Raw genomic sequence first — 22353 nt, forward strand, 5'->3', positions numbered from 1 at the left:
CTGCTGGTCTGGGTTCTCAGGTCGGCACGGCGGCCAGTCCGATGCCGCTGCGGGCGAGCCACTGGCCGGCGCGGGCGAACCGGGTGGCCCGCTTCTGCGCGGCGGTGCCGGCGTCACCGCCGGGCCAACCGTCGTCGTCGAACGTCTCGATGGGGACCACCCAGACGGCGACCACCCGGTGCCGCCGCCGGACGTCGTCGGGTGCGGGCACGTCCAGGCCCAACTCCTCGGCGCGGGCCCGGACCAGCCGCGTCTCGACGAGCAGGTCGGCGAGGGAGAAGCCTCGGTCGCGGATCAGCACGGCGGCGGCGAACGGCAGTGGACGGGGGGTGGGCGGCGTGGCCGGTGGCGCCGCGTAGCGCAGCCGCACCGTGGCGCCGGCGGTCTGCCCGCGCATCCGCGCCACCAGGTCGCCCGCGTTCGCGGCGCCGACGCCGGCGAGCAGCCGGTCCAGGTGCGCGTCGGTGAACGCGGCCGGCTGGTGCAGGCCGGCGCGCAGCCGGGCCACCAGTCGGGTGCGCCGCTCGGTCTCCAACAGCGCCGGGTCGGTCGGCAACGCGCCGAGGTCGGCGATGATCTGCGGGTCGACGTCGAAGGCCGGCACCGCCACGTCGAGGTCCTCGACCCGGTCCCGGGCCAGGCTCGTGCGCACCACCAGGCTGCCCCGCCAGAGCGCGTCGATACGCAGCGCCGACCCGCCGAGGCCGTGCAGCCGGACGCGCAGCTCGGTACGGGTGGTGCCGCCGGAGCCCAGCCACTCCCCCTCGGCCAGCGTCGCGGGCGCGGCGGCGAAGCCGAGGGTCAGCTCGTCGAAGACCGCCGCGTACGGGGGCGCGACAGGCATCGCCTCGGTGTCGTACGCGGCCTCGACCAGGTGGGCCAGCGACGCGTCGTCGAAGACGGCGGCGCGGGTGCCCGGATCGGCCAACCGCACCAGCACCCCGTCGACGAAGTCCACCGCACCGGCCTCCCCGCTGCCCCGGCCAGGGCACGCCGCCCGGCTGGGCACGAGGATCGCGAAGGGGCCGTCACGCGAGCGTCACCACCACCGTCACCGCGCCCGGACGCGGCCCGGACTGTCGGGAACTGAGCACCCGCACAGTCGGGGCCGGCTGTTTGCGCCCAGGGCGTCCTCGGGCTGGCGTGGTCCCGGCGGGAGGCGCGACCCCGGCGCACGGCGCTGTCCGGCCCCGGTCACTCGTGCGAGCGGGCCGTCACCGACCGCGCCGATCCGGCCGGGGCGACGCCTCGAGGGCCGACCGCGACCGGCCGGCCCTCGGGTCGGTCAGAGCCGGTAGAAGTCGGTGTAGTGGTTGGGCGAGAACCAGGTGACGCCGCTGCTGCGGTTCACCACGATGCGGTACGCGTCGCGGGCGGCGCCCTGGGTACGCGGGTACACGTCGTACTCGTAGTAGGTGGCGTTGGCGGGCAGTTGACCCTCGTTGTTGTAGAAGCGGCCGCCGGCGAAGTTGGACAGCCCGCCACTCCAGGAGTACCAGCCGCGGCTGGTCGGGAAGCCCTTGGCGGACCAGCCGGAGCGGGCGGTGCGCGCGTCCGCGCAGCGGCTGACGGTGCAGGAGCTGTAGACCGCCGCCGACGCGGAGTCGGTCAACCGGGGGGCCACCACGGACGGGCCGACCAGCGCGGCGGCGATCATGGTGAGGAGCAGGGCGAGGGTGGTGGTACGCCGGCGGATCGCGCCGAGCGTGGCCAGCGGGGACACGAGGGTGGACACAGGCTGCCTCCAGACCATCCGATCCATCGATCCGCGTGATTGGCGGACCGGACTCAGTCTCGCCCGTGCGGGCCGTCAGCGACAGCCCGCGCACCTCAACTGCTCCACAATGATCGGTGAACCCCGGACGATGACCCCGCGGGCGCACCCCGCCCAGACCAGTGCCGACCCAACCGGGGCCATCGGCGCGGCTACGGGCATATCGGTCATTGGTTGTTAGCGTGGCAGGCGGATCGGTGACCGTGAAGGGGTGCCATGACGGACGCTCCCGAGGAGAGGCCGAGGCCCGCGGACCTGTGGCGTCGGCGGGGCGTACGTGGGCTGACCATCGTCCGAGACGTGAGTGTCCGGGGTTGGCGGTGGTGGGCACGGACGTGGGATCGGCTGGTGGCGGCACTCCAGGACGAGGCGCCCGTCGGCGCGGGGGCCGGACCGTCCCCACCGGGGCCGCTCATCGAACAGCGCGACGCGCCCCGGCCGATCGCGGTCCCCGCGCGGGGATACGTCTACTCGTTCTACGTCCGGGCCACGTTCGCCTGGTCCTCACCGGCCAGCCTGCGCGCCGAGGTGTTGAGCTGGTACGTGCAGTACTTCCAACCGAACGCCGTCCAACGGCTGACCCGGCTCGCCGCCGACGCCGCCCGGGACCTGCCGCCGCACCGGGCAGCCGACCTGGAGGTGGCGTTGCAGCGGGCGCTCGCCGACGAGCCCGAGTGGCGCTACCAGCGCGGTGACGTCGTCATCACCTGCCGACCGGACGCCGCCGTCCGGCTCGACGAGCGGATCATGCCGGCGCTGCGGCCGCACGTCGACCGGATGGTGAAACTGGAGTACCAGTTCGACGAGCAGTTGCGCCGGGCGACGTACGCCGAGGAGCTGAGCCGACGGTGGACGACGCTCCTGGGCGACCACCTCGACGCGGACGCCGACCAGGAGGTGGTCGACGCCCGCCAGCACCTGCTCGCCGCCCAGCGGGAGGCCGCGCGGTGGATCGGCGAACTTCTTCATCTCCGCGCTACCAAATCTTGATCGGGTTGGCATCGACCTTCGTGCCGATTGTTCCTGATCCGCGCGTTCTGCCATGATCGCCAACGCCGGCCCGGCTGGCTAGCATCCTCCCGTCCTTCCGCTCGGGGAAGGCACGGGGGAGGAACACACGATGGAACTCGAACGGAACTGGAAGCCGTACGCCAAGGGCCCCGCACTGCTCGTGCTGGCGGTCGTCCTGGTGTTCTCGCCGGAGATCCTGGCGGCGATGGGCCGGGAGTTCACCTTCGGCAGCTGGGTCGGCTACGTGATGGCGCTGCTCGCCCTGATCGGCGGGCTGGGCGCGGTGCGGGAGAGCCGCCAGGCGTTCGCCGTCCGCATCGGTGCGCAGGGCATCACCTGGACCAGGGGCGAGGCGACGGTGGACTTCGCCTGGTCGGACGTGAGCCGGGTGGCGATCGAGAAGAGGCCCAACGCCGGCAAGCTGGAGAAGCCGAGCATCCTGACCGTCTGGGTCGGCGACCAGACCGAGCGCGCGCTGGCGCCCGACGTCGAGCTGACCGGCCTGCGCGGCTACCGCATCGCCGACCTGAAGAGCACCAGGCAGTCGCGCGACCAGGTCGCGGCGGCCCTGCGCCAGTACGGCGGCGACCGCTACCCCGCACCGGCCAGCTGACGGCGCCCGCAGCAACTCCTGCACCCGCCAGCTCTTTCACCGCCAGCCCTCTCGCCAGCCGGAGCGACCCGTGACGACAACGCCCGCGCCCGTACCACCGCCTGCCCTTCGCCCACCCGCCGACGGGGAATGCCAGTTCTGCGGCAGCCACCCGGCCGCCCACGTGTCCTTCCAGTCGATGACGAGCATCGTCATCCTGTACGTCGTCTCCTCGCAGCGCGGGTGGATGTGTCGCAACTGCGGTCTCGCGATGTTCCGTCATTACACGAACAAGACCCTGCTCGCCGGCTGGTGGGGAGTCGGTGTCATCGGCATTCCGATCTTCCTCGGCGTCGACCGCTTCCGGCTGCGCCGCATCCTGCGGCTCGCCCCGCCCCAGCCGACGCCGGGCGTCGCGGCGTCACTGCCGGCACCCCTCGACCCCGGCAAGCCGCTGATCCAGCGCCCAGGCGCCATCCTGAGCATCGTCCTGGTGACGGTGCTCGTACTGGTGATCGGCTGCGGAGCCCTCGCCTTCGCCACCACCTAGCCCCCCATGATCAAGTGACGAGAAGTAGGTCCGGAGAGCTTCTGAGACCTACTTCTCATCGCCTGATCATGGAGAGATGACGGCGGGCGGCGAGGATCGCGCGGGTCTCCTCGCGGACCTGGTCTGGACTCGTCACAAGGCGACGGTGGCTGAAGCGGACGACGAGTATCCCGACGGTGGCCAGCAGGGCATCGCGGCGGAGATCGATCTCGCGTTCGGCCGGATCGCCATGGGTGGTGGCACCGTCCAGTTCGACGTTGACGCGCTCCACCTCGGCGAACATGTCGAGATAGATGGTCCGGGCTCCGACCCGCACCCGCGCCTGCCGGGTGAACGCCGGCATGTCCGGACCGGTGAAGACGTGGTCGTGACCCCAGATCTCCAGTGCGCTTCGGCAACCTGCGGCGAGCCGATCCAGCAGCCCGCGCAGCGCGGCGCGATCGGTCATCCGGGGCACGTCGGCCAGGGCGACGACGAGCCGCTGTGGCGTGGTGAGTCGGTCATTGACCGCCCTGATGAGCGGCCCAGGCCGGTCGACCGGTGGCAGCAGCGACCAACAGTCCACAAGGGTCCTGTCGAGTCGCGTCACAGGCATCCCGCCCCGTACCACCACCTGCGGCGGCTCGACCGCGAACCCGATGCGGTGGCGTACCACGAGATGCGGTCGACCACGCAGGCCCGACCCGGTGGGCAGGTCGAGATGCACCGGCTCACCGGGTGGTTGCCGGCGCAGGCCCCACGCGTCGAGCGCGGTCAGTCGACTGAGCGCGCCACGCCCATTGACGTACGCGAGTGCCGCCCGGCGGGCCACTTCGGGCTCGACCCGGGCCAGAGGCGGCAGGTCGGACGTGCGGTCCCGGATCAGCGCGGCGTCCACGTAGACCCCCGGCCGCAGTCGCACTATCCGCCCCGCGCGCCAGGCGGTCTGGATCGTCCACGCCGGCGCCACACGCGTCACGTCCCGACGAACGAGGAGCCCGCCGCCACGCACGAGCAGTTCGCACAGCCTCGGATCCACGGCACCGACCCTGCCCCGACCTGCCGCCGACAGGTGTTCGCTCGGAGGCCCCTGTGGACAGCGACAACACTTGTGGACGACAACCCACGTCGCATCCGATTGTGGTAGGCGGTGGTCGGGGCCGCGTTGCGGCGTGGAAGAGAGCATGAATGAAGAAAGACGTACGTCGGACGGGATGAGATCGTGGCTGCGCGGCGCCTGTCACGCCGCCCCGCTCGGGCAGTCGTACGCCGGCTGAGGTGTCCTCCCGGTCGGGCCGCGGTTCACGGTTGGAGGGCGGATCACCATGGCGCACATCGATCTCGGGATCGACGAGAAGGAGTTTCCCGGCGTCACCGGCCCGATGCGGTACCGTCCGGAAACGGCGAAGCCGCTCAACGAGTTGGCCGAGGTGCTGCTGCGCGCCCCGCACACGCTCCCGCCCGGCGAGCGCGAGCTGATCGCCGCGTACGTCTCGGGGCGCAACGAGTGCACCTTCTGCTGCGCGTCGCACTCGGCGTTCGCGGCCGCGCAGCTCGATGAGGGCATGACCCTCGTCGACCAGGTACGCGCGGACCTCGACAGCGCCCCCATCTCGGCCAAGCTGCGGGCGCTGCTGCGCATCGCCGGCGCGGTGCAGATCAGCGGCCGCGACGTCACCAGCGAGCTGGTCGCCGACGCCCGCGCCGAGGGCGCCACCGACCTGGAGATCCACGACACCGTCCTGATCGCCGCCGCGTTCTGCATGTTCAACAGGTACGTCGACGGGCTCGGCACGTTCGCACCCGAGGGCCAGGAGGCGTACGCGCAGATGGCACACCGGATCGTCGACGTCGGCTACGGGTCGGCGGCCGCGACACCGGCGGTCTGAGCACAACCACGGGTGACCGCACCCCGATCCCCCTGCGATCGTCGATGGGCACGCCTGATGAAGCCCGTCGGCCGTGCGGTAGGAGGGATCGATGGACCGTCCCCGCTTCCTGCTCGACGCCGCCCACCGGCTCCGAGCCGACATGGTCGACCGGCTGAGCACACTCGTCGCCTGCGAGTCGGCGCCGGGCTCACTGCCGGAGCTGGAGTCCTGCGCCGACCTGCTCGCCGACTGGGGAAAGGACGTGCTCGGCCGGCCCGCCCAGCGGGTCGTGATCGACGGCCTGCCACACCTGCTGTGGCCGGCCGTCGATCAGCACGTGCTGCTGCTCGGCCACTTCGACACCGTCTTCCCGGTGGGCACGATCCGGTCCCGGCCCTTCACCGTCCGCGGGGACGTGGCGACGGGGCCCGGCGTGTGCGACATGAAGGCCGGCATCGTGCAGATGTTCACGGCCCTGAGCCTGATCGAGGACACCTCGTCGGTAGGCGTGCTGCTGACCTGCGACGAGGAGAGCGGGTCCGGCTCGTCGCGGCAGCTGATCGAACGCGAGGCGCGGCGCTCGGGCGCGGTCCTCGTCTGCGAGGCGGCCACCCCGGACGGGCACCTGAAGGTGGCCCGCAAGGGTGGCTCGGTCTACCGCCTCACCGTCTCCGGTCGGGCGGCCCACGCCGGCGTCGAACCCCAGCGCGGTGTCAACGCGACGGTCGAGGTCGCCCACCAGGTGCTCACCCTGGGCACGCTCGGCGCGGCCGACAGCGGCGGCACGTCCGTCACACCTACCCTGCTCTCGGCCGGCACCACGACGAACACGGTGCCCGAGCGCGCCAGCCTGGCCGTCGACGTCCGGGCCTGGACGAGGGACGAGTTGGAACGCGTCGATCACGCCATCCGCGGGCTCGTCCCGTTCCTGCCCGAGGCGACGCTGGCCGTGCAGGGTGGAATCAACCGCTACCCGATGGCCCCGGAGCTCGCGCGGCCACTGCTGGAGGTGGCCCAGTCGATCGCCCGCCGGCTGGGCATCCCGCGTCTCACCGGCGCGTACGCGGCCGGCGCGTCCGACGGCAACTTCACCGCCGCGCTGGGCGTACCGACCCTCGACGGCCTGGGCGCGGTCGGCGGCGGGGCGCACGCCGCCGACGAGTACGTCTGCCTCGACCGGATGCCCGAACGGACGGCGCTGCTCGCCGGACTCGTCGACGCGCTGTCCACGATGGAGGATGGCAGGGTGCGACTCATCGACGACATCCCGTAACGTGCTTCTCGCCGGTGCGTGACCGGCAGCGAGGGGTCGGCTTCGGCATGCCTACGGGACAGCACTCGGAATCGTTCATTCCCCCGCTCGGCGTCGAGGAGGAATTCCTCGTCGTCGACGCCGACCGGGGCGAGGTCGTACCGGAGGCGGCCACCGTCGTCGACGGCGCGCGCCCGACGCTCGGTGCCCGGGTGGGCGGTGAGATCACCAAGCTCCAGCTCGAAACCCGCACCGACCCGTGCCAGAGCGTCGACGATCTCGCCGCGCAGCTCGTCGAGGGCCGGGCCGCCGTACAGACCGCGGCCCGTTCGGCGGGTCTGCGGGTGATCGCCAGCGGCTCGCCGGTGCTGGGCGGTGCCGTGCCGCCGCCGCTGACCGAGGGGCCACGGCAGGATCGGGGCACCGCCACCTTCCGTGGGCTGCACGACGAGCTGGCGATCTGCGCGGTGCACGTCCACGTGCAGCAGCCCGACCGGGACCGGGCCGTGCTGATCGGCAACCACCTGCGCGCGCACCTGCCGGTGCTCATCGCCCTTACCGCCAACTCGCCCTACTGGGCGGAACGCGACACCGGCTACGCGAGTTGGCGCAGCATCACGTGGAGGCGCTGGCCGGTGGCCGGCCCGCCGCCGTACCTGACCTCCGCGCGGCAGTACGACGACCACGTGGACATGCTCCTCGACGCCGGCGCGCTGGTCGACCACGGCACGATCTTCTGGGATCTGCGCCTGTCCGCACACCACCCCACGCTCGAGGTACGGGTGGCCGACGTCCCCGTGACCGCCGCCGAGTCCGCGGCGCTCGCCGCCCTGGTGCGGGCCCTGGTCGTCGTCGCCGGGGAGGCCGTCGATGAGGGCGACGAGGGGCCGCGGCTGGTTCCCGAGCTGCTGCGGCTCGCGTACTGGCGGGCCGCCCGCGACGGGATGGGCGGCCACGGCGTCGACGTCGGCACGGGCCGGCTGCTGCCCGCGTCCGCCCTCGCCGAGCGGCTCGTCGAGCGCGCCCGGCCGGCGTTGGACGCGGCCGGTGACCGCGAACGGGTGCAGGGCTGGCTGAAGTGGCTCGCCGCGGACGGCGACGGCGCGACCCGTCAGCGTGCCGCCCGGGCGGTGCGCGGCCGTCTGACCGACGTGGTCGACGAGCTCGTCAGCCGGACCGCCCCCGACGTGCCCGCCCGTGAAGAGGGCACGCCTGCGTAACGACAGGCGGCGTCGGCTCCGAGATGCTGGACGAACCGGAAGGCCGGCACACGTCAGCACGGAGGCCACAGGTGAACGACACCGACCTGATACCCAGGGTGCCCATCCAGCACCACCGCCGACCGGCGGCCGAGATGGTGCGCGAGGCGGAGGCGTTCGCACAGCGGATGGCGCAGCGCCGGTCGGTGCGGGACTTCGCCAGCGACCCCCTGCCCGACGGCGTCGTCGAGGCCGCGATCCGGGCGGCGTCGACCGCGCCCAGCGGCGCCAACGTGCAGCCGTGGCGGTTCGTCGTCCTGACCGACCCGGCCCGCAAACGCCGGCTGCGCGAGGCCGCCGAGGCCGAGGAACGGGCGTTCTACGACCGCCGTGCCTCGCCGGAGTGGCTGGGTGCGATCGCCGGGCTCGGCACCGACTGGCGCAAACCGTTCCTGGAGACCGCACCGGCCGTCATCGTCGTGTTCGAGGTGCATCAGGGGCCGCACAGCCCGAAGCCGTACTACGTCAAGGAGTCCGTCGGCATCGCGGTAGGCCTGCTGATCACCGCGCTGCACCACGCCGGCCTGGTCACGCTGACCCACACGCCCAGCCCGATGCGGTTCCTCAACGAGGTGTGCGAGCGACCCGCGGAGGAGCGCCCGTACGTCGTGATGCCCGTGGGTTATCCCACGGCGGACGCCCACGTCCCCGATCTGGCCCGCAAACCCCTCGACGAGATCATGATCCGCTGGTGAGGTCCCCGGTCAGGAACTCGACCAACGGCTCGACGTGCCGGTCCGGGCGCCGCCACTCGGCCAGCAGATCCTCCAGCAGGTGCTGTTCGTGGACGAGTTCCGAGCCGCGGTAACGCCGGATCACCGGATGGATGAAGGCGCTCTCCCGGGCCCGGTCGGGCGTCGGGTGCCGGTCGATGGCGAAGACGTCGCCGTAGTCGTCCCGGCCCCACCGCAACGCGAGCGTGTACCACTGGGTGGCCGCCGCGAAGCGCTCCACGGCGTAGTCCTCCGGCAGGTCCTCGTAGTGGTGGATGTCGCCGGTCGCGTCGTCGCGGACGAAGACGTCGCACAGGTACTCGAACTGGGTCCACAACGCCGACGACCAGTTGACGCGGTCGAGCATCAGCTTCGTCAGCGACACGGGATCGGCCGGCGTCGTCGCGTACGACAGCGGCACGCCCTCGTAGCGCTCCCGCAGGATCCGGGTGAACGTCCGCAGGTTGTACCGGAAGCCGTCGATGAACGGTGACGACGCGTGCTTCGCGTCCCGCGCCTGGGCGATCGTGCCGGCGAAGTACAGGTCGTCGATGTTGCTGGACTGCCAGTCGGGGCGAAGGCCGGGCATGCGGCCGTCACGCACCAGGTCGGGTCGGGACGTCTCGTCGAACATCGTCGTGTCCATCCGGAACCCGGTGCACCGCAGCACCGTGTGGTAATCCAGTTCGGCGGTCTCCCCCTCCGCGTGGGTGTACGTGATGGACACCCGAAACCGCCCGTCGACGGGCCGGATCTCGTCGATGGTGCAGTCCAGCACCGAGTGCAGCGTCTTGAACTGGTAGCTGTCGAGGATCGCGCCGTACTGGCCACGTACGTCCCCGGGATGCTTGGTGTTCCACGCCAGTCGCAAGGGCTGCCGGCTGGCGAGGTGCACCATCGACGCGCGGCCGAGGATGGCCGACGCGGTCTCGAAAGCCGAATTGCCCTTACCGATGATCAGGACCCGCTGACCGTCGTACGCCGAGGGATCGACGTCCATGTCCTCGTACCCGATGGCATGTTCGATGCCCTTGATGGCCGGCACGAAGGGCCGGCCCCAGCCGGTCGCGACGACCAGGCAGCGCGCGCGCACCTCGCCCTGGTCCGTGCCCACGACGAAGCCGTCGCCGCTGCGCGTGATCCGCTCCACGGTCGTGCCGAAACGGATGTTGAGCGCGTGGACCCGCTGGAACTCGGCGAGGTACCGCACCAGGTCGTCGGCGGCCGGCAGGTACTCCTCGCTGAAGCGCGGGAACAGCAGGTCCGGGGAGTCGTTGAGCAGCGAGTTCCAGTCCCAGCGCAGGCGGATCTCCGGATCGGCGCTGTCGGTGTGCACCTTGTTCAGCGAGATGAGCCGCCGGTGGCGCGGAAACCGCCGGAAGAAACCGCCGGGCTCGTCGCCGCTCTCCAGCGTCAGGTAGTCGGCGCCGTGCTGCTGGAGGTAGTAGCTCAGTTGAAGGCCGGCAGGCCCCGCCCCGACGATGACGTACCGGTGTTCACTGCTGAGCATCCTGCGGCCCTTCGACGGAGGGATGAATCCATCGACCATGGGATGCGAAGCGATCCGTGTCAATGCCGTTCGTCACCACGCGAGTGCGTGGACAGACCGTCGCGCCGGAAACCCAACGCCCTTCGGGAGTCGCGATCCGCCTTGTAGGCGGCACCGAGCGCCAGGTTGATCGCGACCCGTTGCGCGGTGTCGTCGAAACCCTCGATGTCGAACGCCCGGAACAGCTGGATGCCGTCTCCGGGCCCGTTCCGGACCTCGATCCGCCGGTCCACGTCGATGTAGCTGGACGCGGTGACGGAGTCCTTCTCGAAGACGTCGTTCGGGCCGGCCACCACCGGCTTGCCCACGACAGCGGTCAGCTCGTGCGGAGCCGTGAGGAGCTGCTCCAGCCGAGCCGAAGCCCGCCGTGCCCCCGCAGAATCATCCGCCTCGAACACCCACACCCAGGTCTCGCGCGGGTGCGCGTTCCAGCAGATGAGCTCGGGCCCGGAGAACGTGCCGGCAACGTCGCACGTCACGAGCGCGTCGGGAAAACGCTGCCGCAAATCGGCCACGCGTGTAGCGAGGCCGCCCGCGTAGGCGGCGTGTTCCGAGATGTCCCACGCCACCTACGGCTCGCGTGGCAACGAGTTCGGCTTCCACACTGCTCAGTGCCGTGCCGTCGGGATCCGTCCCTCGACTGGACGCCGAAACTGCTCCACGGTCCCGCCGCCTACGCCGAGGCCGTCGCGGGCGGCCTGGTAGAAGTCGTCGCGGGCTTCGTCGGCCTGCCCGACCATGGCGGCCAGGTTGTCCGGTGGGGTCGGCAGACTCCGCGCCGCCTGCTCCAGGTTCCGCACGGCACGCCGCCAGGTGGAGGCCGCACGTACGGTCGTCGCGTCACCGAGCAGCAGGACCGCCTCCCAGGTCAGGGTATGACGCACGTCCGCCTCGGCCAGCCGGGCCAGCCCGTCCTCGCGGTCCAACGTGGGCGTACGGGAGCCGGGGCGGTGACCGCTCAGCATCCCCAGGGAGACCAGGTGGATCTCCTTCACCGCGCGGGTGAAATCGGCGTACGCGTCCAACCGCCGCTCGTCCCAGCGGACGTTCTGGCTGCGTCGCCATCGGGCACGCTCCGTCACCGTGGTGGCGACCATCGTGCCAATGGTGCCGACCAGTACGCCGAGCAGGGCGGGCAGCTGCGTCAGAACGCTCTCCATATGCTGAGCCTGTCATCCCGCCACCGTGGTGTTGTATTCGCCGTTCTCAGGCGGCGAGTGTGGCGTAGCGGCCGTTGCGGTCGAGCAGGCTGTTGTGGTCGCCGGTCTCGACGATCCTGCCGTGGTCGAGTACGGCGATCTGGTCGGCGTCGTGGATCGTGGACAGGCGGTGGGCGATGGTGATTGTCGTACGCCCCTGCGCGAGCACGTCGAACGCTCGCTGCACGGCGCGTTCGGTCTCGGTGTCCAGTGCGCTGGTGGCCTCGTCGAGGACCAGGATGCGCGGGTCGCGCAGCAGCGTACGGGCGATGGCGAGTCGTTGCTTCTCGCCGCCGGAGAACCGGTGCCCGCGGGAGCCGACCATCGTGTCGTACCCGTCGGGCAGGCCGGCGATGAGGTCGTGGATCTGGGCGGCACGGGCGGCGGCCTCGATCTCGGCGTCGGTGGCGTCCGGCCGGGCGTAGCGCAGGTTCTCCCGGACGGTGGTGTGCAGCAGGTACGTCTCCTGGCTGACGACGCCGACGATCGCGGCCAGGTCGGTCAGGCGCAGGTCGCGCAGATCGATGCCGTCGATGGTGATCCGGCCTGCGGTGGGGTCGTGCAGGCGGCTGACCAGTCCGGCGAGGGTGCTCTTGCCGGAGCCGGTCTCGCCGACGAGGGCGAGGCTGGTGCCGGCCGGCACGTCGAGGGTGATGCCGGCGAGGGCTGCGGTGTCGCTGCCGGGGTAGCCGAAGGTGACGTCGTCCAGGCGCAGGTGTCCGCGGACCCGGGCGGGGTCGAGGCGGACCGGCTCGGTGGGGTCGGCCACGTCGACCGGCAGGTCGAGGTATTCGAAGATCCGGGCGAACAGCGCCAGCGAGGCGGTCAGCGACACGCCCACGTTGAGCAGGCCCATCAGGGGGCGGAACAGGCCGCCCTGCAGGGCGGTGAAGGCGACCAGGGTGCCGATGCTCAGCGTGCCGGCGGTGCCGGGCAGGCCGGCGGCGAGGTAGATGACCGCCGGCACGGCGGCGAAGATGATGCTCATCGAGGCCATCCGCCAGCGGCCGGCCAGCTCGCTGCGCAGCTCCAGGTCGACGAGGCGGGCCGATGAGGCGGTGAACCTGTCGATCAGGGCGGGGCCGGTGCCGAGGGTCTTGGAGAGTTGTACGCCGCTGATCGACAGCCCCTCCTCGACTGTGACGTTGAGGTCGGCGAGTTCACGCTGGCGCTGGTCGGTGATCTCGCGGCGCATCCGGGCGACCCGGCGGGTCAGCCAGACGGCCGGCGGGAGGACCACGAGCGAGACCAGGGAGAGCTGCCAGGAGAGCGCGACCATGGCGACGGCGGTGGCGACCACTGTGGTGAGGTTGGCGGCGACGGCGGTGGCGGTGGAGGTGACCACGGACTGCATGCCGCCGATGTCGTTGGTGATGCGGGACTGCACCTCGCCGGTGCGGGTGCGGGTGAAGAAGCCGAGTGACTGCCGCTGGAGGTGGCTGAACACGTCGGTGCGCAGCCGGTGCATGACCCGCTGCCCGACCTGGGTGGAGATCCAGGTCTGGACGACGCCGAGGGCGGCGGTCACGGCGGCCACGGCGACCATGCCGAGGACCAGCCAGACCAGCAGGGTCACGTCGCCCTGCGGAAGGGCACTGTCGATCACTTCTCGCAGCAGGAACGGGCTGGCCATCGCGACGATTGAGGAGAGCACGATGATCGCGGTGACGATGGCCAGCGCGGGCCGGTGGGGGGTGAACAGGCGGCCGATGCGGCGCAGGGACACCTGGCGGGCCTGCGTCTTCTCCTCGGCGCTGACGGTGCGGTGGCCGCGGTCGCGGCCCATGGGGGTGCGTTCCAAGGGGCACTGCCTTCCAGTCGGGATATGCTGAGGTTACCTCAACATGAGGGAACAACAGTATCGGCTGCTACCGTATTCCGGTGACCGAGGACACCACCGACAGCGGCGACGAGAGCCTCGCCGAGACGTTCTGGGCGGTCGCGTCCCGTCTGCGCCGACAGACCCGGGAGTCGTTGGCGCCGTGGGACGTCACCCCCAGCCAGTCCCGGGCGCTCGGGGTGCTCGGCCGGCACGGCGAGGTACGCCCCGGCACACTCGCCGAGCACCTGCACATCGCGCCCCGCTCGGCCACCGAGGTCGTCGACGATCTGCAGGCCCGAGGGCTCGTCGAGCGCCGACCCGACCCGGCCGACCGCCGGGCGACCCTGGTCGCGCTCACCGACGAGGGCACCCGCGTCAGCGCCGCCATCCGGGCCGCCCGCCGCGCCGAGGCCGATCGCTTCTTCGGGCACCTCCCCGACAGCGATCGCGCCGAACTGGCCCGCATCCTGCGCACGCTGCGCGCATAACCGCCCCGCGCGCGGGTAGGCAGCCGCCCCGTTCGTTCGCCGGACCCCCGCCACCACCAGCCGGGGAGACGTGACAGGAGGCGCTCATGTCTGCCCTGAACCACCACCACCCCGCCTGATGTGCGGGATCAGCGGGGAGGCGCGCTTCGACGGCCGGTCGCCCGACGCGGCGGCGGTCACCCGGATGACCGAGGCGATGCGCTCGCGCGGCCCGGACGACGAGGGCCTGTACGCCGACGACTGGGTGCTCCTCGGGCACCGGCGGCTGACCATCATCGACCTGTCCGATGCCGGTGGTCAACCGATGGTGCGCGACGACCTGGGCCTGGCACTGGTCTTCAACGGGTGCATCTACAACTACCCGCAGCTGCGCGAGGAGCTGCGCAACGCCGGGTACTCCTTCCACTCCACCAGCGACACCGAGGTGATCCTGGTGGCGTACGCCCACTGGGGTGAACGTTTCGTCGACCACCTGGTCGGCATGTTCGCGATCGGGCTGGTCGACAGGCCACGGCGGCGGCTGATCCTGGCTCGCGACCGGCTCGGCATCAAACCGCTCTACCTCGCCGAGGCACCGGGACGGCTGCGGTTCGCCTCCACCCTGCCCGCGCTGCTGGCCGCCGGCGACGTCGACACGGGCATCGATCCGGTGGCGCTGCACCACTATCTGTCCTGGCACTCCATCGTGCCCGCGCCGCGCACCGTGCTGCGCGGTGTGCGCAAGCTGCCGCCCGCCACCGTGCGGGTGATCGAGGCCGACGGGCGCAGCCGGGAGCAGGTGTACTGGCAGCCCGACTACGTACGGGAGCCGGCCGACGCGGGGATGGACGCCGCCGACTGGCGGGCCGCGATCGGCGACGCGCTGCGCGCGGCGGTACGTCGGCGGCTGGTCGCCGACGTCCCGGTCGGGGTGCTGCTCTCCGGCGGCCTGGACTCCAGCCTCATCGTGGCGCTGCTCGCCGAGGCAGGCCAGGAGCACCTGCGCACGTTCAGCATCGGCTTCGACAGCCGGGGCGACGAGTCCGGCGACGAGTTCCACTACTCCGACCTGGTGGCCCGCGCGTACGACACCGACCACCATCGGATCCGGCTCGCCGACGATGACCTGGCGCCCGCCGTACGACGCGCCGTGCTGGCCATGACCGAGCCGATGGGCAGCCACGACGTGGTCGCCTTCCACCTGCTGTCGGAGCAGGTGGCGCGGCACGTGAAGGTGGCGCAGTCCGGGCAGGGCGCCGACGAGGTGTTCGCCGGCTACGGCTACCACCAGCCGTTGACCGAGGCGCCCCGTCACGGCGCCGCCGAGACGTTCGCCGCCGCCTTCTTCGACCGTGACCACGACGAGCTGCGCGCCATCGTCGGCCCGGCGTACGCGCTGGAACACGACGCCAGTCGCGACCTGCTCACCGGCCACCTCGCCGCGCCCGGGGCGCAGACCGCGCTGGACGCCGTCCTGCGCCTGGACACCCACCTGATGCTCCCCGACGACCCGGTGAAGCGGGTGGACAGCATGTCCATGGCCTGGGGGCTGGAGGTGCGTACGCCGTTCCTGGATCAGGACCTGGTCACCCTCGCCGCGCACTGCCCACCGGAGCACAAGGTGGCCCAGGGCGGCAAGGGGGTGCTCAAGGAGGTCGCCCGGGAGGTGCTGCCGGCCGAGGTGATCGACCGGCCGAAGGGCTACTTCCCGGTGCCGGCGCTGCGCAACGTGGACGGGCCGGTGCGCGAGCTGGTCGCCGAGGCGTTGCAGGCCCCGGTCGCGCGCGAGCGGGGCCTGTTCCGCCCCGAGTACGTGGCGCGGCTGCTCGCCGAGCCGGACCGCGCCGAGGCCGCCGCGGGCAGCAACAAGCTGTGGCAGCTCGGTCTGCTGGAACTGTGGTTGCAGACCCACGACATCCGGTGAACCGCGCCGCACCCGCGAGACGCGGGCCGCTCGTCAGCCGGCGGCGGTGTGCGCGGCGAGGTCGTCGATGACCGCGAGCAGATCCCCGGTGTGCTCCAGCACCCGTCGCTGTCGGGTCGCGCCGGTACCGTCGCGGCGCAGCCGGGCCAGTTGGGCCAGCACGTAGCCGAGATCGCCGTGACGCAGCAGCGCCGGGGCGATCGCCGCCATCAGCTCGTCCACCAGGTCCCAGGCTGGTCGGGTGCCGCCGGCGCGGAGGTCGATCAGCTCGCCGTCCAGGCCGTCGTGGGCCGCCCGCCAGTGCGCCGCGGCGACGAGACAGTCGCGCACGGGTGGGGCGAGCGCACCGGCGCGTACGTCGTCGGCAAGTGTCGCGACCAGGCTGCGGACCAGGGCGGCGACCAGCACTGCGTCGTCCACCGTCGGACAGACGTCACCGACACGGACCTCCACCGTCGGGTACGCCGACGACGGCCGGGCGTACCAGTAGACCATCGCCGCGTCCAGCATGATGCCGGCGGCGATCAGCTCGTCGACGGTGCGGTCGTAGTCGGCGACCGAGTCGAAGTACGGCGTCGGCCCGATGCTGGGCCAGCGCTCCAACTGCATCGACCGCCAGCTGGCGTGGCCGGTGTCGTACCCGTCGTGCAGCGGCGAGTTGGTGGTGATGGCCTGCACCACCGGCAGCCACACCCGCAGGTGGTTGCAGACCTGCACGGCCAGCTCCCGGTCCGGGAGCCCGACGTGCACGTGACAGCCGCAGACCGCCGGGTCGTGCGCCACCGGCCCGTACCGCCGGGACATCGCGTGGTAGCGCGGCCGGTCGGGCACCGTCCGGTGCGGCTCGGCCACCGGGGTGGCGCCGACCGCCACGAGCCGGGCCCCGGCCGCTGCGGCGGCCTCGACGGCGGAGCGGCGCAGCGTCACCAGGTGGGTGCGCAGCTCGGTGAGATCGGCGCAGACCGGGGTGACCATCTCCACCATGCTGTGCCGGAACTCCTGGCGGCTCTGGTCGCGGGCCGGGCCGCGCAGCGCGGCCAGCACCTGGTCGGCCACCGGCAGGTTCCGGCCGCTGTCCGGGTCGAGCAGCAGGAACTCCTCCTCGACGCCGAGGGTGAGGGTGCCGAGGTCGGGCACGGTGTCGACGGTCGTCGGACGGTACGCCATGGCCGCCTCCATCCGCTGCTGCGGCCACGGGTGGACACCCCGGCCGACGGGCGGCTCGGTTTCCCGGCCCGGGCGGGCGGCAAACGCGCGCTCGGCCCCGGTGGCAGCGCCGCCCCGGCCGTCCGGTTTCGGGTGCTGTGTCCGCCGTAGCGGTGGCCGTCCGGCAAGTCCGGAGTCGCGTCGTGCCGCGGTGGGCGGTCGACCGTCAGGGTGCGACGTCGACCAGCACCTTGCCGACCGCGCCGTCCTGCACCGCCCGGTGCGCGTCGGCGGTGTGGTGCAGCGGGAAGCGGTGCAGTGGCAGGCCGTGCCGCGCGCCGACCGGCATTGCGCCGTCCCGCACCGCGGCGGCGACGTCCTCGACGGCTGCGGCGCGCGCCTGGGGGCCGGCGGTGTAGAGCACCAGGAACTGCAGGCGCGTGTTGAGCACCATGTTCTGCCCGACGTTGAGCTCGACGGGCCGCCCGCCCTGGTTGGCGTACGTCGCGATCGTGCCGCGGGCGCGCAGCACGGCCAGGTCCAGAGCGAGGTTGGCGCCCAGCGCCACCTCGGCGACGATGTCGACGCCGTCGGGGGCGACGGCGCGGATGGCGGCGGCCGGGTCGCCCTCGCGGTAGTTGACCGTGTGGTGGGCTCCGGCGGCGGTGGCCAGCCTGGCCTTCTCCGGGCCACTGACCGTGCTGATCACGGTGGCACCCGCCCAGCGGGCGAGTTGGATCACCGCGTGGCCGACCGCGCCGGCCCCGCCGGCGGCGAGCACCACCGTGCCGTCGAGCGCGCCGGGGTGCAGACGGCGTGGCCCGCCCTCGGCGACGGTCAGCGCACGGTGAGCGGTGAGCGCGGGCACGCCGAGCGAGGCGCCGACGTCGAACCCGGCCTCGTCGGGCAGCGGCACCGCCTGATCGGCGGGTACGACGGTGAACTCGGCGGCGGTGCCGGTGGGTCGCCCGGCGGCGGCCATGAACAGCCACACCCGCTGACCGATGCGGCCCGGGTCGACCCCGTCACCGACGGCGTCGATGACACCTGCCCCGTCGAGGTGCGGGGTGATCTCGGGGAACAGCTTGCGGTGGGCGACGCCGGAGCGGGCCTGCCAGTCGGTCGGGTTGACCCCGGACACGGCGACCCGGACGCGGACGTCGCCGGGTGCGGGCGTGGGCCGGTCACGCTCGACGAGGTGCAGGACGTCGGGGCCGCCGTTGTCGCGGTAGATGATCGCCTTCAAGGTCCATCCAATGTTCGATCTGCGTCGTACTGTTCGAGCCAGATCGAACAGTACGATGAGAGTCGTACTTTCCGCAACAGCTGGCTAGGCTTCGTCCCGTGACCGAGGTGATCGAACCCGCCATCGAGACCGTGACGATCGACGTCGTGCTCAGCGCGCTCGCCGACCCGGTACGGCTCACGCTCGTGCGCGCCCTCGACGCCGCCGGGGACTGGACGTGCGGCAGCGACGCCCTGCGGGACACCGGCGTCACCATCGGCAAGTCGACGTTGTCGCACCACATCAAGGTGCTGCGCCACGCCGGCCTGATCCGCACCCGCGTCGACGGCATCCGCCGGCTGGTCACGCTCCGCCACGACGAGGTGGAACAACGGTTTCCCGGGCTGTTGGCCATGCTCCGCGATCCCGACCCCGCCCGTGCCGCCGCGCGGTAACCCGCGTCGCGAACGGGTTCCGACAGGCCCGCCGCGCGACCCCGGTCGTACGCCAGGTAACGGCACGGTGGCCAGCGCGTACGGGCTGCGGTGTCGTGCCGTCCGGGGTCGGGTGCGATGGTGTAGAAAGGCGGAGTGAGCGCAGCGGTGACTCAGGTGCCGGTCTTCGACCGAAGGACGGTCCACGGTGGCTGACCACGACCAGCCACCCATCGGAGGCACTGTCGGCGCCGCTCTGGTGCAGCTCGGCGACGTCCCTCTGGCGGACCTGCTGGCCGGCGCCGGTGACGGCGTCCTGGCCCACGTGCTGGGCACGCTCGCCGCCGAGGGTGAGCCGGGCCGGCCCGGCGACGTGTCGGCGTTCGAGTCGAGCTTCTGACCGTGCCGGCCGACGCCCCGCCGTCGGCCACCGGACACCGCCCTGCCGTGGCCGCGCCCCGCATCCGTCAGGTGGTGCTGAAGGTCCACTCCCGGTGCAACCTGGCCTGCGACTACTGCTACGTCTACCGCCACGCCGACCAGGGCTGGCGGGACCGGCCACGGGTGATGGCACCCGGCACCGTGAGCCGGGTCGCCGACCGGCTCGCCGCCCACGTGGCCCGGCACGGCACCGACCGGGTCCGGGTGGTGCTGCACGGCGGGGAGCCGCTGCTCGCCGGCCCCGCCGTGCTCGACCGGACGGTACGCACGCTGCGCGCCGCGATGCCCTGCGGCGTCGCACTCGACGTGGCGATGCAGACCAACGGGCTCCTGCTCGACGAGGCGACGCTCGACCTGTGCCACACGCACGGCATCGACGTCGGGGTGAGCGTGGACGGCGACCGCGTCGCCAACGACCGCCACCGCCGCCACGCCGACGGCCGGGGCAGCTTCGCCGAGGTGGCCGCCGCGCTGCGCCTGCTGGCCCGACCCGAACACCGGGCCCGCTACGCAGGTCTGCTGTGCACCGTCGACCTGGCCAACGACCCGATCGCCGTCTACGAGGGCCTGCGGGAGTTCGACCCGCCCCGACTGGATCTGCTGCTGCCGCACGGCAACTGGAGCACTCCCCCACCCGGGCGCCACCCCGACGACCCCGCCACCCCGTACGCGGACTGGCTGATCGCCATTTTCGACAGCTGGTACGCCGAGACCCCCCGGCGTACCGGCATCCGACTGTTCGAGTCACTGATCGCGCTGCTGCTGGGCGGACACAGCGGCACCCAGGCGCTGGGCGCCGCCGAGCCGGACGTCATGACGATCGAGACCGACGGCACGATCGAGGGCACCGACACGCTCAAGACGACCACCGCGTCGGCGATGCGGACCGGCTTCGACGTCTTTCGGCACAGCTTCGACGAGGCGTTGCGCCACCCGTCGCTGGCCGGGCGTCCCATCGGGACCGCGGCGCTCGCGGCGGCCTGCCGGGCCTGCCCGGTCGTCGACGTCTGCGGCGGCGGCCTGTACGCGCACCGCTTCCGCGACGGCGCCGGCTTCACCCACCCGTCCGTCTACTGTGCCGACCTGCTGCGGCTGATCCAGCACGTGCGGACGGTGGTGACCGCCGACCTGGACGCGCTGCGCCGCCGCGTCGCCGGGGCGAGCGCGCCGACGCCTGTGGCACGCCCGTGACGGGCCCCCTGTCGGCGGCGCAGCTCGCCGGACTGGCCCAGGGCCACGGCGACGCCTCCACCATCGCGGTGTTGCGGGGCGGGCAGCTCGGTCGCCGTCGGCTGCTGACCGTCGCCGCCGCCCGCGCCTGCCGTGGCGAGCCACTGGTCCGGCAGAGTCTGGAGCTGCTCACCCGCGCCGAGCACGCCCACCCGGCAACTGTCGCCGCGGTGCTGACCCACCCACCGGTGACCGGATGGGCCCGCGCCGCGCTCGACGGCGCCGCCGGCCCCGCCTACCTGGCCGCCCTCGCGGCTGCCGCGGCGACGCGCGCCGGCCTGACGTTCACGCTGACACTGCCCCGCCCGGGCGACGGTGTCCTGTCCCTGCCCACCGTCGGCGCGGCGACCGGCCTGCCCTTCGACAGCCCGGTACGGCTCACCGGCGAGGCGGGCACGGTGCGGATCGGCAGCGGCGCGGACGAGGGCGTACGGATCGAGGCGGGCGGTGGCCGGCTGCTCGACGCGGGCGGCGGCGCAATCGGCTGGCTGCCGATACGCCGGACCACACCGTTCGACGCGGTCGAGGTGCTGGTCGACGACCAGGACCCGTGGCGCGACTGCTACCACCGGCCGTCGACGCCCCGGCTGGACGACGTGTCGGCCGACCGGCTGGCCCGGCTCACCGCCGAGGCCGGGCGGTGGCTGCGGGCCCATCTTCCGGCGCACGCCGACGCACTGGCCGGGCTGCTGCGCACACTCGTGCCGCTGCGACCGCCGCCCTCGGGCAACCCGGTGAGCGCCACCAGCAGGGACGCGCTCGGTGCCATCGCGCTCTCGGTGCCCGCCGACGCGCGGACCCTGGCGCTGTTGCTCGTGCACGAGTTACAGCACACCAAACTCGGCGCGCTCGCCGATCTGGTCCCGCTGCACCGCCCGGGTGGGCCGGCCCGCTACCGGGCGCCCTGGCGACTGGACCCACGCCCGGTCGGTGCGCTGCTGCAAGGCGCGTACGCGCACCTGGGGGTGGCCGAGGTGTGGCGTTGCCGGCGGCACGAGGGCACCTCCGCCGCGCTCGAGTACGCGTACTGGCGGGAGCAGACCATCCGCGCGGTCCGGCAGCTCGCCGACGCGGCCGAGCTGACTCCGGCCGGCCGGTCCTTCGTGGCCGACATGGCGAGCACCCTGCGCGGCTGGCGTGACCCGGTCGACGGCGCGGTCGAGGCGGCCGTGCGGGACGTGGCGGACGCCAGCGCGGTGCGCTGGGGCCTGGCCAACCTGCTCCCCGACCCGGACCAGGTCGCCCGCTTGGCGCACGCGTGGCGACAGGGCGTGCCGCCGGAGGCCTGTCGCCAGGCGTCGACGGTCGTCCCGGCCGCGCCGCGTCCCGCCCTCACCATGGGCAGCGGTCCCGAGGGCGCCGTCCGCCATCGGCTCCTGGGCTCCGGCGGGCCGCCGGGGTCGAGCCCGAGCGACCAGGCGTACGCGGCGGGCAACGCCGAGGACGCGTTGGCCGGGTACCGGCGACGTGTCGCCGCCGACTGCGGGGACGTCGACGCCTGGGTGGGGTTGGCCCTGACCGCCCACCACACCGGGCAGCCGGTCGCGGCCGGGGTGCTGACCAGCCGGCCCGAGCTGGTGCGGGCGCTGAGCCACACGCTCCCCGACGCCGACCCGCTCGCGCTCGCGACCTGGCTGGCGCAGTCCGCCTGAGCGGTCGGTTGCGAACAGTAACTCCGCCCCGCCCCGCTCCGCTCCGGCCCGGCCTGCCTTGCCCTGCCCCGCCCCGCCCCGGCCCGCCCGGCCTGCCTTGCCCTGCCCCGGCCCGCCGCGAGGCCAGGGGGCAGGGGCAGTTGCGTCCTTTGCTCTGCTTCAACGGGCGCAACACTCGCGGCCGAGCGGTGTTGCGTGGAGTGAAGCAGAGCAAAGGACGCACGAGAGATGTCCGAGGCGGGACCGCGACGCCGTCGAGGCGG

The 22353-nt window shown here is 72.7% G+C and carries 23 protein-coding genes; 13 read left to right on the forward strand and 10 right to left on the reverse strand.

Features of this window, described 5'->3' with window-relative positions; translation table 11 throughout:
- Positions 1 to 16 precede the first annotated feature (16 nt).
- Positions 17 to 958, reverse strand: a complete 942-nt coding sequence (locus B0E54_RS07045; RefSeq protein WP_234582448.1) for a hypothetical protein — start codon at positions 956 to 958, stop codon at positions 17 to 19.
- Positions 959 to 1285: 327 nt separating this feature from the next.
- Complete coding sequence (locus B0E54_RS07050) at positions 1286 to 1735, reverse strand: ribonuclease domain-containing protein (protein ID WP_234582449.1); 450 nt, start codon at positions 1733 to 1735, stop codon at positions 1286 to 1288.
- Between the two features lie 339 nt (positions 1736 to 2074).
- Between B0E54_RS07050 and B0E54_RS07055 the strand changes: the two genes are divergently transcribed.
- The 3 genes from B0E54_RS07055 (at position 2075) to B0E54_RS07065 (ending at position 3927) form a co-directional block, all read left to right on the forward strand.
- The gene (locus B0E54_RS07055) at positions 2075 to 2764 is read left to right on the forward strand and encodes a hypothetical protein (protein ID WP_234582450.1); all 690 of its coding nucleotides are present in this window, start codon (positions 2075 to 2077) and stop codon (positions 2762 to 2764) included.
- Between the two features lie 130 nt (positions 2765 to 2894).
- A complete protein-coding gene (locus tag B0E54_RS07060) occupies positions 2895 to 3398 on the forward strand; it encodes a hypothetical protein (protein WP_234582451.1) in 504 nt (167 codons plus the stop codon).
- Positions 3399 to 3576: 178 nt separating this feature from the next.
- Positions 3577 to 3927, forward strand: coding sequence for a hypothetical protein (locus tag B0E54_RS07065; RefSeq protein ID WP_234582452.1), 351 nt, complete (start codon positions 3577 to 3579; stop codon positions 3925 to 3927).
- A gap of 55 nt (positions 3928 to 3982) precedes the next feature.
- Here B0E54_RS07065 and B0E54_RS07070 read toward each other — a convergent pair whose 3' ends face one another.
- Positions 3983 to 4945, reverse strand: a complete 963-nt coding sequence (locus B0E54_RS07070; protein WP_234582453.1) for a DUF559 domain-containing protein — start codon at positions 4943 to 4945, stop codon at positions 3983 to 3985.
- Positions 4946 to 5231: 286 nt separating this feature from the next.
- Between B0E54_RS07070 and B0E54_RS07075 the strand changes: the two genes are divergently transcribed.
- The 4 genes from B0E54_RS07075 to B0E54_RS07090 all read left to right on the forward strand — a co-directional run bounded on the left by B0E54_RS07075 (position 5232) and on the right by B0E54_RS07090 (position 8983).
- A complete protein-coding gene (locus B0E54_RS07075) occupies positions 5232 to 5795 on the forward strand; it encodes a carboxymuconolactone decarboxylase family protein (protein WP_234582454.1) in 564 nt (187 codons plus the stop codon).
- Positions 5796 to 5886: 91 nt separating this feature from the next.
- Entirely contained in the window at positions 5887 to 7050 is a 1164-nt protein-coding gene (locus B0E54_RS07080) for a M20/M25/M40 family metallo-hydrolase (protein WP_234582455.1), read from the forward strand.
- 47 nt (positions 7051 to 7097) lie between these two features.
- Positions 7098 to 8249 carry a glutamate--cysteine ligase gene (locus tag B0E54_RS07085; protein WP_234582456.1) on the forward strand — a complete coding sequence of 384 codons (1152 nt, stop codon included), beginning with the start codon at positions 7098 to 7100 and terminating at the stop codon, positions 8247 to 8249.
- Positions 8250 to 8383: 134 nt separating this feature from the next.
- The gene (locus B0E54_RS07090) at positions 8384 to 8983 is read left to right on the forward strand and encodes a nitroreductase family protein (RefSeq protein WP_234582562.1); all 600 of its coding nucleotides are present in this window, start codon (positions 8384 to 8386) and stop codon (positions 8981 to 8983) included.
- Here the strand turns inward: B0E54_RS07090 and B0E54_RS07095 are convergent.
- The 4 genes from B0E54_RS07095 to B0E54_RS07110 all read right to left on the reverse strand — a co-directional run bounded on the left by B0E54_RS07095 (position 8967) and on the right by B0E54_RS07110 (position 13535).
- Positions 8967 to 10511 carry an NAD(P)-binding domain-containing protein gene (locus B0E54_RS07095; RefSeq protein WP_234582457.1) on the reverse strand — a complete coding sequence of 515 codons (1545 nt, stop codon included), beginning with the start codon at positions 10509 to 10511 and terminating at the stop codon, positions 8967 to 8969. The two genes, B0E54_RS07090 and B0E54_RS07095, sit on opposite strands and share 17 nt — an antisense overlap.
- Positions 10512 to 10570: 59 nt before the next feature.
- Positions 10571 to 11065, reverse strand: a complete 495-nt coding sequence (locus B0E54_RS07100; protein WP_234582458.1) for a hypothetical protein — start codon at positions 11063 to 11065, stop codon at positions 10571 to 10573.
- Between the two features lie 93 nt (positions 11066 to 11158).
- The gene (locus B0E54_RS07105) at positions 11159 to 11710 is read right to left on the reverse strand and encodes a hypothetical protein (protein ID WP_234582459.1); all 552 of its coding nucleotides are present in this window, start codon (positions 11708 to 11710) and stop codon (positions 11159 to 11161) included.
- Positions 11711 to 11756: 46 nt separating this feature from the next.
- Positions 11757 to 13535: an ABC transporter ATP-binding protein gene (locus tag B0E54_RS07110; protein WP_234582563.1), complete on the reverse strand. Its 1779-nt coding sequence runs from the start codon at positions 13533 to 13535 to the stop codon at positions 11757 to 11759.
- Between the two features lie 95 nt (positions 13536 to 13630).
- On the opposite strand from B0E54_RS07110, the gene B0E54_RS07115 reads away from it, so the two are divergent.
- Both B0E54_RS07115 and B0E54_RS07120 read left to right on the forward strand, forming a co-directional pair.
- Positions 13631 to 14059, forward strand: a complete 429-nt coding sequence (locus B0E54_RS07115) for a MarR family winged helix-turn-helix transcriptional regulator (RefSeq protein WP_234582460.1) — start codon at positions 13631 to 13633, stop codon at positions 14057 to 14059.
- A 118-nt stretch (positions 14060 to 14177) separates the two neighbouring features.
- Positions 14178 to 15962, forward strand: coding sequence for an N-acetylglutaminylglutamine amidotransferase (locus B0E54_RS07120; protein WP_234582461.1), 1785 nt, complete (start codon positions 14178 to 14180; stop codon positions 15960 to 15962).
- Positions 15963 to 15995: 33 nt separating this feature from the next.
- Here B0E54_RS07120 and B0E54_RS07125 read toward each other — a convergent pair whose 3' ends face one another.
- Both B0E54_RS07125 and B0E54_RS07130 read right to left on the reverse strand, forming a co-directional pair.
- Complete coding sequence (locus B0E54_RS07125; protein WP_234582462.1) at positions 15996 to 17129, reverse strand: glutamate--cysteine ligase; 1134 nt, start codon at positions 17127 to 17129, stop codon at positions 15996 to 15998.
- 205 nt (positions 17130 to 17334) lie between these two features.
- Positions 17335 to 18354, reverse strand: coding sequence for an NADPH:quinone reductase (locus B0E54_RS07130; protein ID WP_234582463.1), 1020 nt, complete (start codon positions 18352 to 18354; stop codon positions 17335 to 17337).
- 98 nt (positions 18355 to 18452) lie between these two features.
- Between B0E54_RS07130 and B0E54_RS07135 the strand changes: the two genes are divergently transcribed.
- The 3 genes from B0E54_RS07135 (at position 18453) to B0E54_RS07145 (ending at position 20399) form a co-directional block, all read left to right on the forward strand.
- The gene (locus tag B0E54_RS07135) at positions 18453 to 18788 is read left to right on the forward strand and encodes a helix-turn-helix transcriptional regulator (protein ID WP_234582464.1); all 336 of its coding nucleotides are present in this window, start codon (positions 18453 to 18455) and stop codon (positions 18786 to 18788) included.
- 187 nt (positions 18789 to 18975) lie between these two features.
- Positions 18976 to 19167 (forward strand): FxSxx-COOH cyclophane-containing RiPP peptide, encoded by a 192-nt coding sequence (gene fxsA / locus B0E54_RS07140; RefSeq protein WP_234582465.1) that lies wholly within the window; start codon positions 18976 to 18978, stop codon positions 19165 to 19167.
- A gap of 47 nt (positions 19168 to 19214) precedes the next feature.
- Positions 19215 to 20399 (forward strand): FxsB family cyclophane-forming radical SAM/SPASM peptide maturase, encoded by a 1185-nt coding sequence (locus tag B0E54_RS07145; RefSeq protein ID WP_234582466.1) that lies wholly within the window; start codon positions 19215 to 19217, stop codon positions 20397 to 20399.
- Between the two features lie 601 nt (positions 20400 to 21000).
- Here the strand turns inward: B0E54_RS07145 and B0E54_RS07150 are convergent.
- Positions 21001 to 21207, reverse strand: a complete 207-nt coding sequence (locus tag B0E54_RS07150; RefSeq protein ID WP_234582467.1) for a hypothetical protein — start codon at positions 21205 to 21207, stop codon at positions 21001 to 21003.
- On the opposite strand from B0E54_RS07150, the gene B0E54_RS32890 reads away from it, so the two are divergent.
- Positions 21125 to 22090, forward strand: a complete 966-nt coding sequence (locus tag B0E54_RS32890) for an HEXXH motif-containing putative peptide modification protein (RefSeq protein ID WP_374109253.1) — start codon at positions 21125 to 21127, stop codon at positions 22088 to 22090. The two genes, B0E54_RS07150 and B0E54_RS32890, sit on opposite strands and share 83 nt — an antisense overlap.
- Positions 22091 to 22353: the final 263 nt, after the last annotated feature.

The sequence above is a fragment of the Micromonospora sp. MH99 genome, from assembly GCF_021442385.1.
Classification (GTDB): Bacteria; Actinomycetota; Actinomycetes; order Mycobacteriales; family Micromonosporaceae; genus Micromonospora.

Excerpts from the sequence above, each read along its gene's own strand:
- B0E54_RS07080 (WP_234582455.1), top strand. The coding sequence starts at position 5,887 with ATGGACCGTCCCCGCTTCCTGCTCGACGCCGCCCACCGGCTCCGAGCC.
- B0E54_RS07065 (WP_234582452.1), top strand. The coding sequence starts at position 3,577 with ATGACGAGCATCGTCATCCTGTACGTCGTCTCCTCGCAGCGCGGGTGG.
- B0E54_RS07105 (WP_234582459.1), bottom strand. The coding sequence starts at position 11,710 with ATGGAGAGCGTTCTGACGCAGCTGCCCGCCCTGCTCGGCGTACTGGTC.
- B0E54_RS07075 (WP_234582454.1), top strand. The coding sequence starts at position 5,232 with ATGGCGCACATCGATCTCGGGATCGACGAGAAGGAGTTTCCCGGCGTC.
- B0E54_RS07090 (WP_234582562.1), top strand. The coding sequence starts at position 8,384 with ATGGTGCGCGAGGCGGAGGCGTTCGCACAGCGGATGGCGCAGCGCCGG.
- B0E54_RS07085 (WP_234582456.1), top strand. The coding sequence starts at position 7,098 with ATGCCTACGGGACAGCACTCGGAATCGTTCATTCCCCCGCTCGGCGTC.
- B0E54_RS07150 (WP_234582467.1), bottom strand. The coding sequence starts at position 21,207 with ATGGCACCGAGCGCGTCCCTGCTGGTGGCGCTCACCGGGTTGCCCGAG.
- B0E54_RS07060 (WP_234582451.1), top strand. The coding sequence starts at position 2,895 with ATGGAACTCGAACGGAACTGGAAGCCGTACGCCAAGGGCCCCGCACTG.
- B0E54_RS07095 (WP_234582457.1), bottom strand. The coding sequence starts at position 10,511 with ATGCTCAGCAGTGAACACCGGTACGTCATCGTCGGGGCGGGGCCTGCC.
- B0E54_RS07125 (WP_234582462.1), bottom strand. The coding sequence starts at position 17,129 with ATGGCGTACCGTCCGACGACCGTCGACACCGTGCCCGACCTCGGCACC.
- B0E54_RS07120 (WP_234582461.1), top strand. The coding sequence starts at position 14,178 with ATGTGCGGGATCAGCGGGGAGGCGCGCTTCGACGGCCGGTCGCCCGAC.
- B0E54_RS07110 (WP_234582563.1), bottom strand. The coding sequence starts at position 13,535 with ATGGGCCGCGACCGCGGCCACCGCACCGTCAGCGCCGAGGAGAAGACG.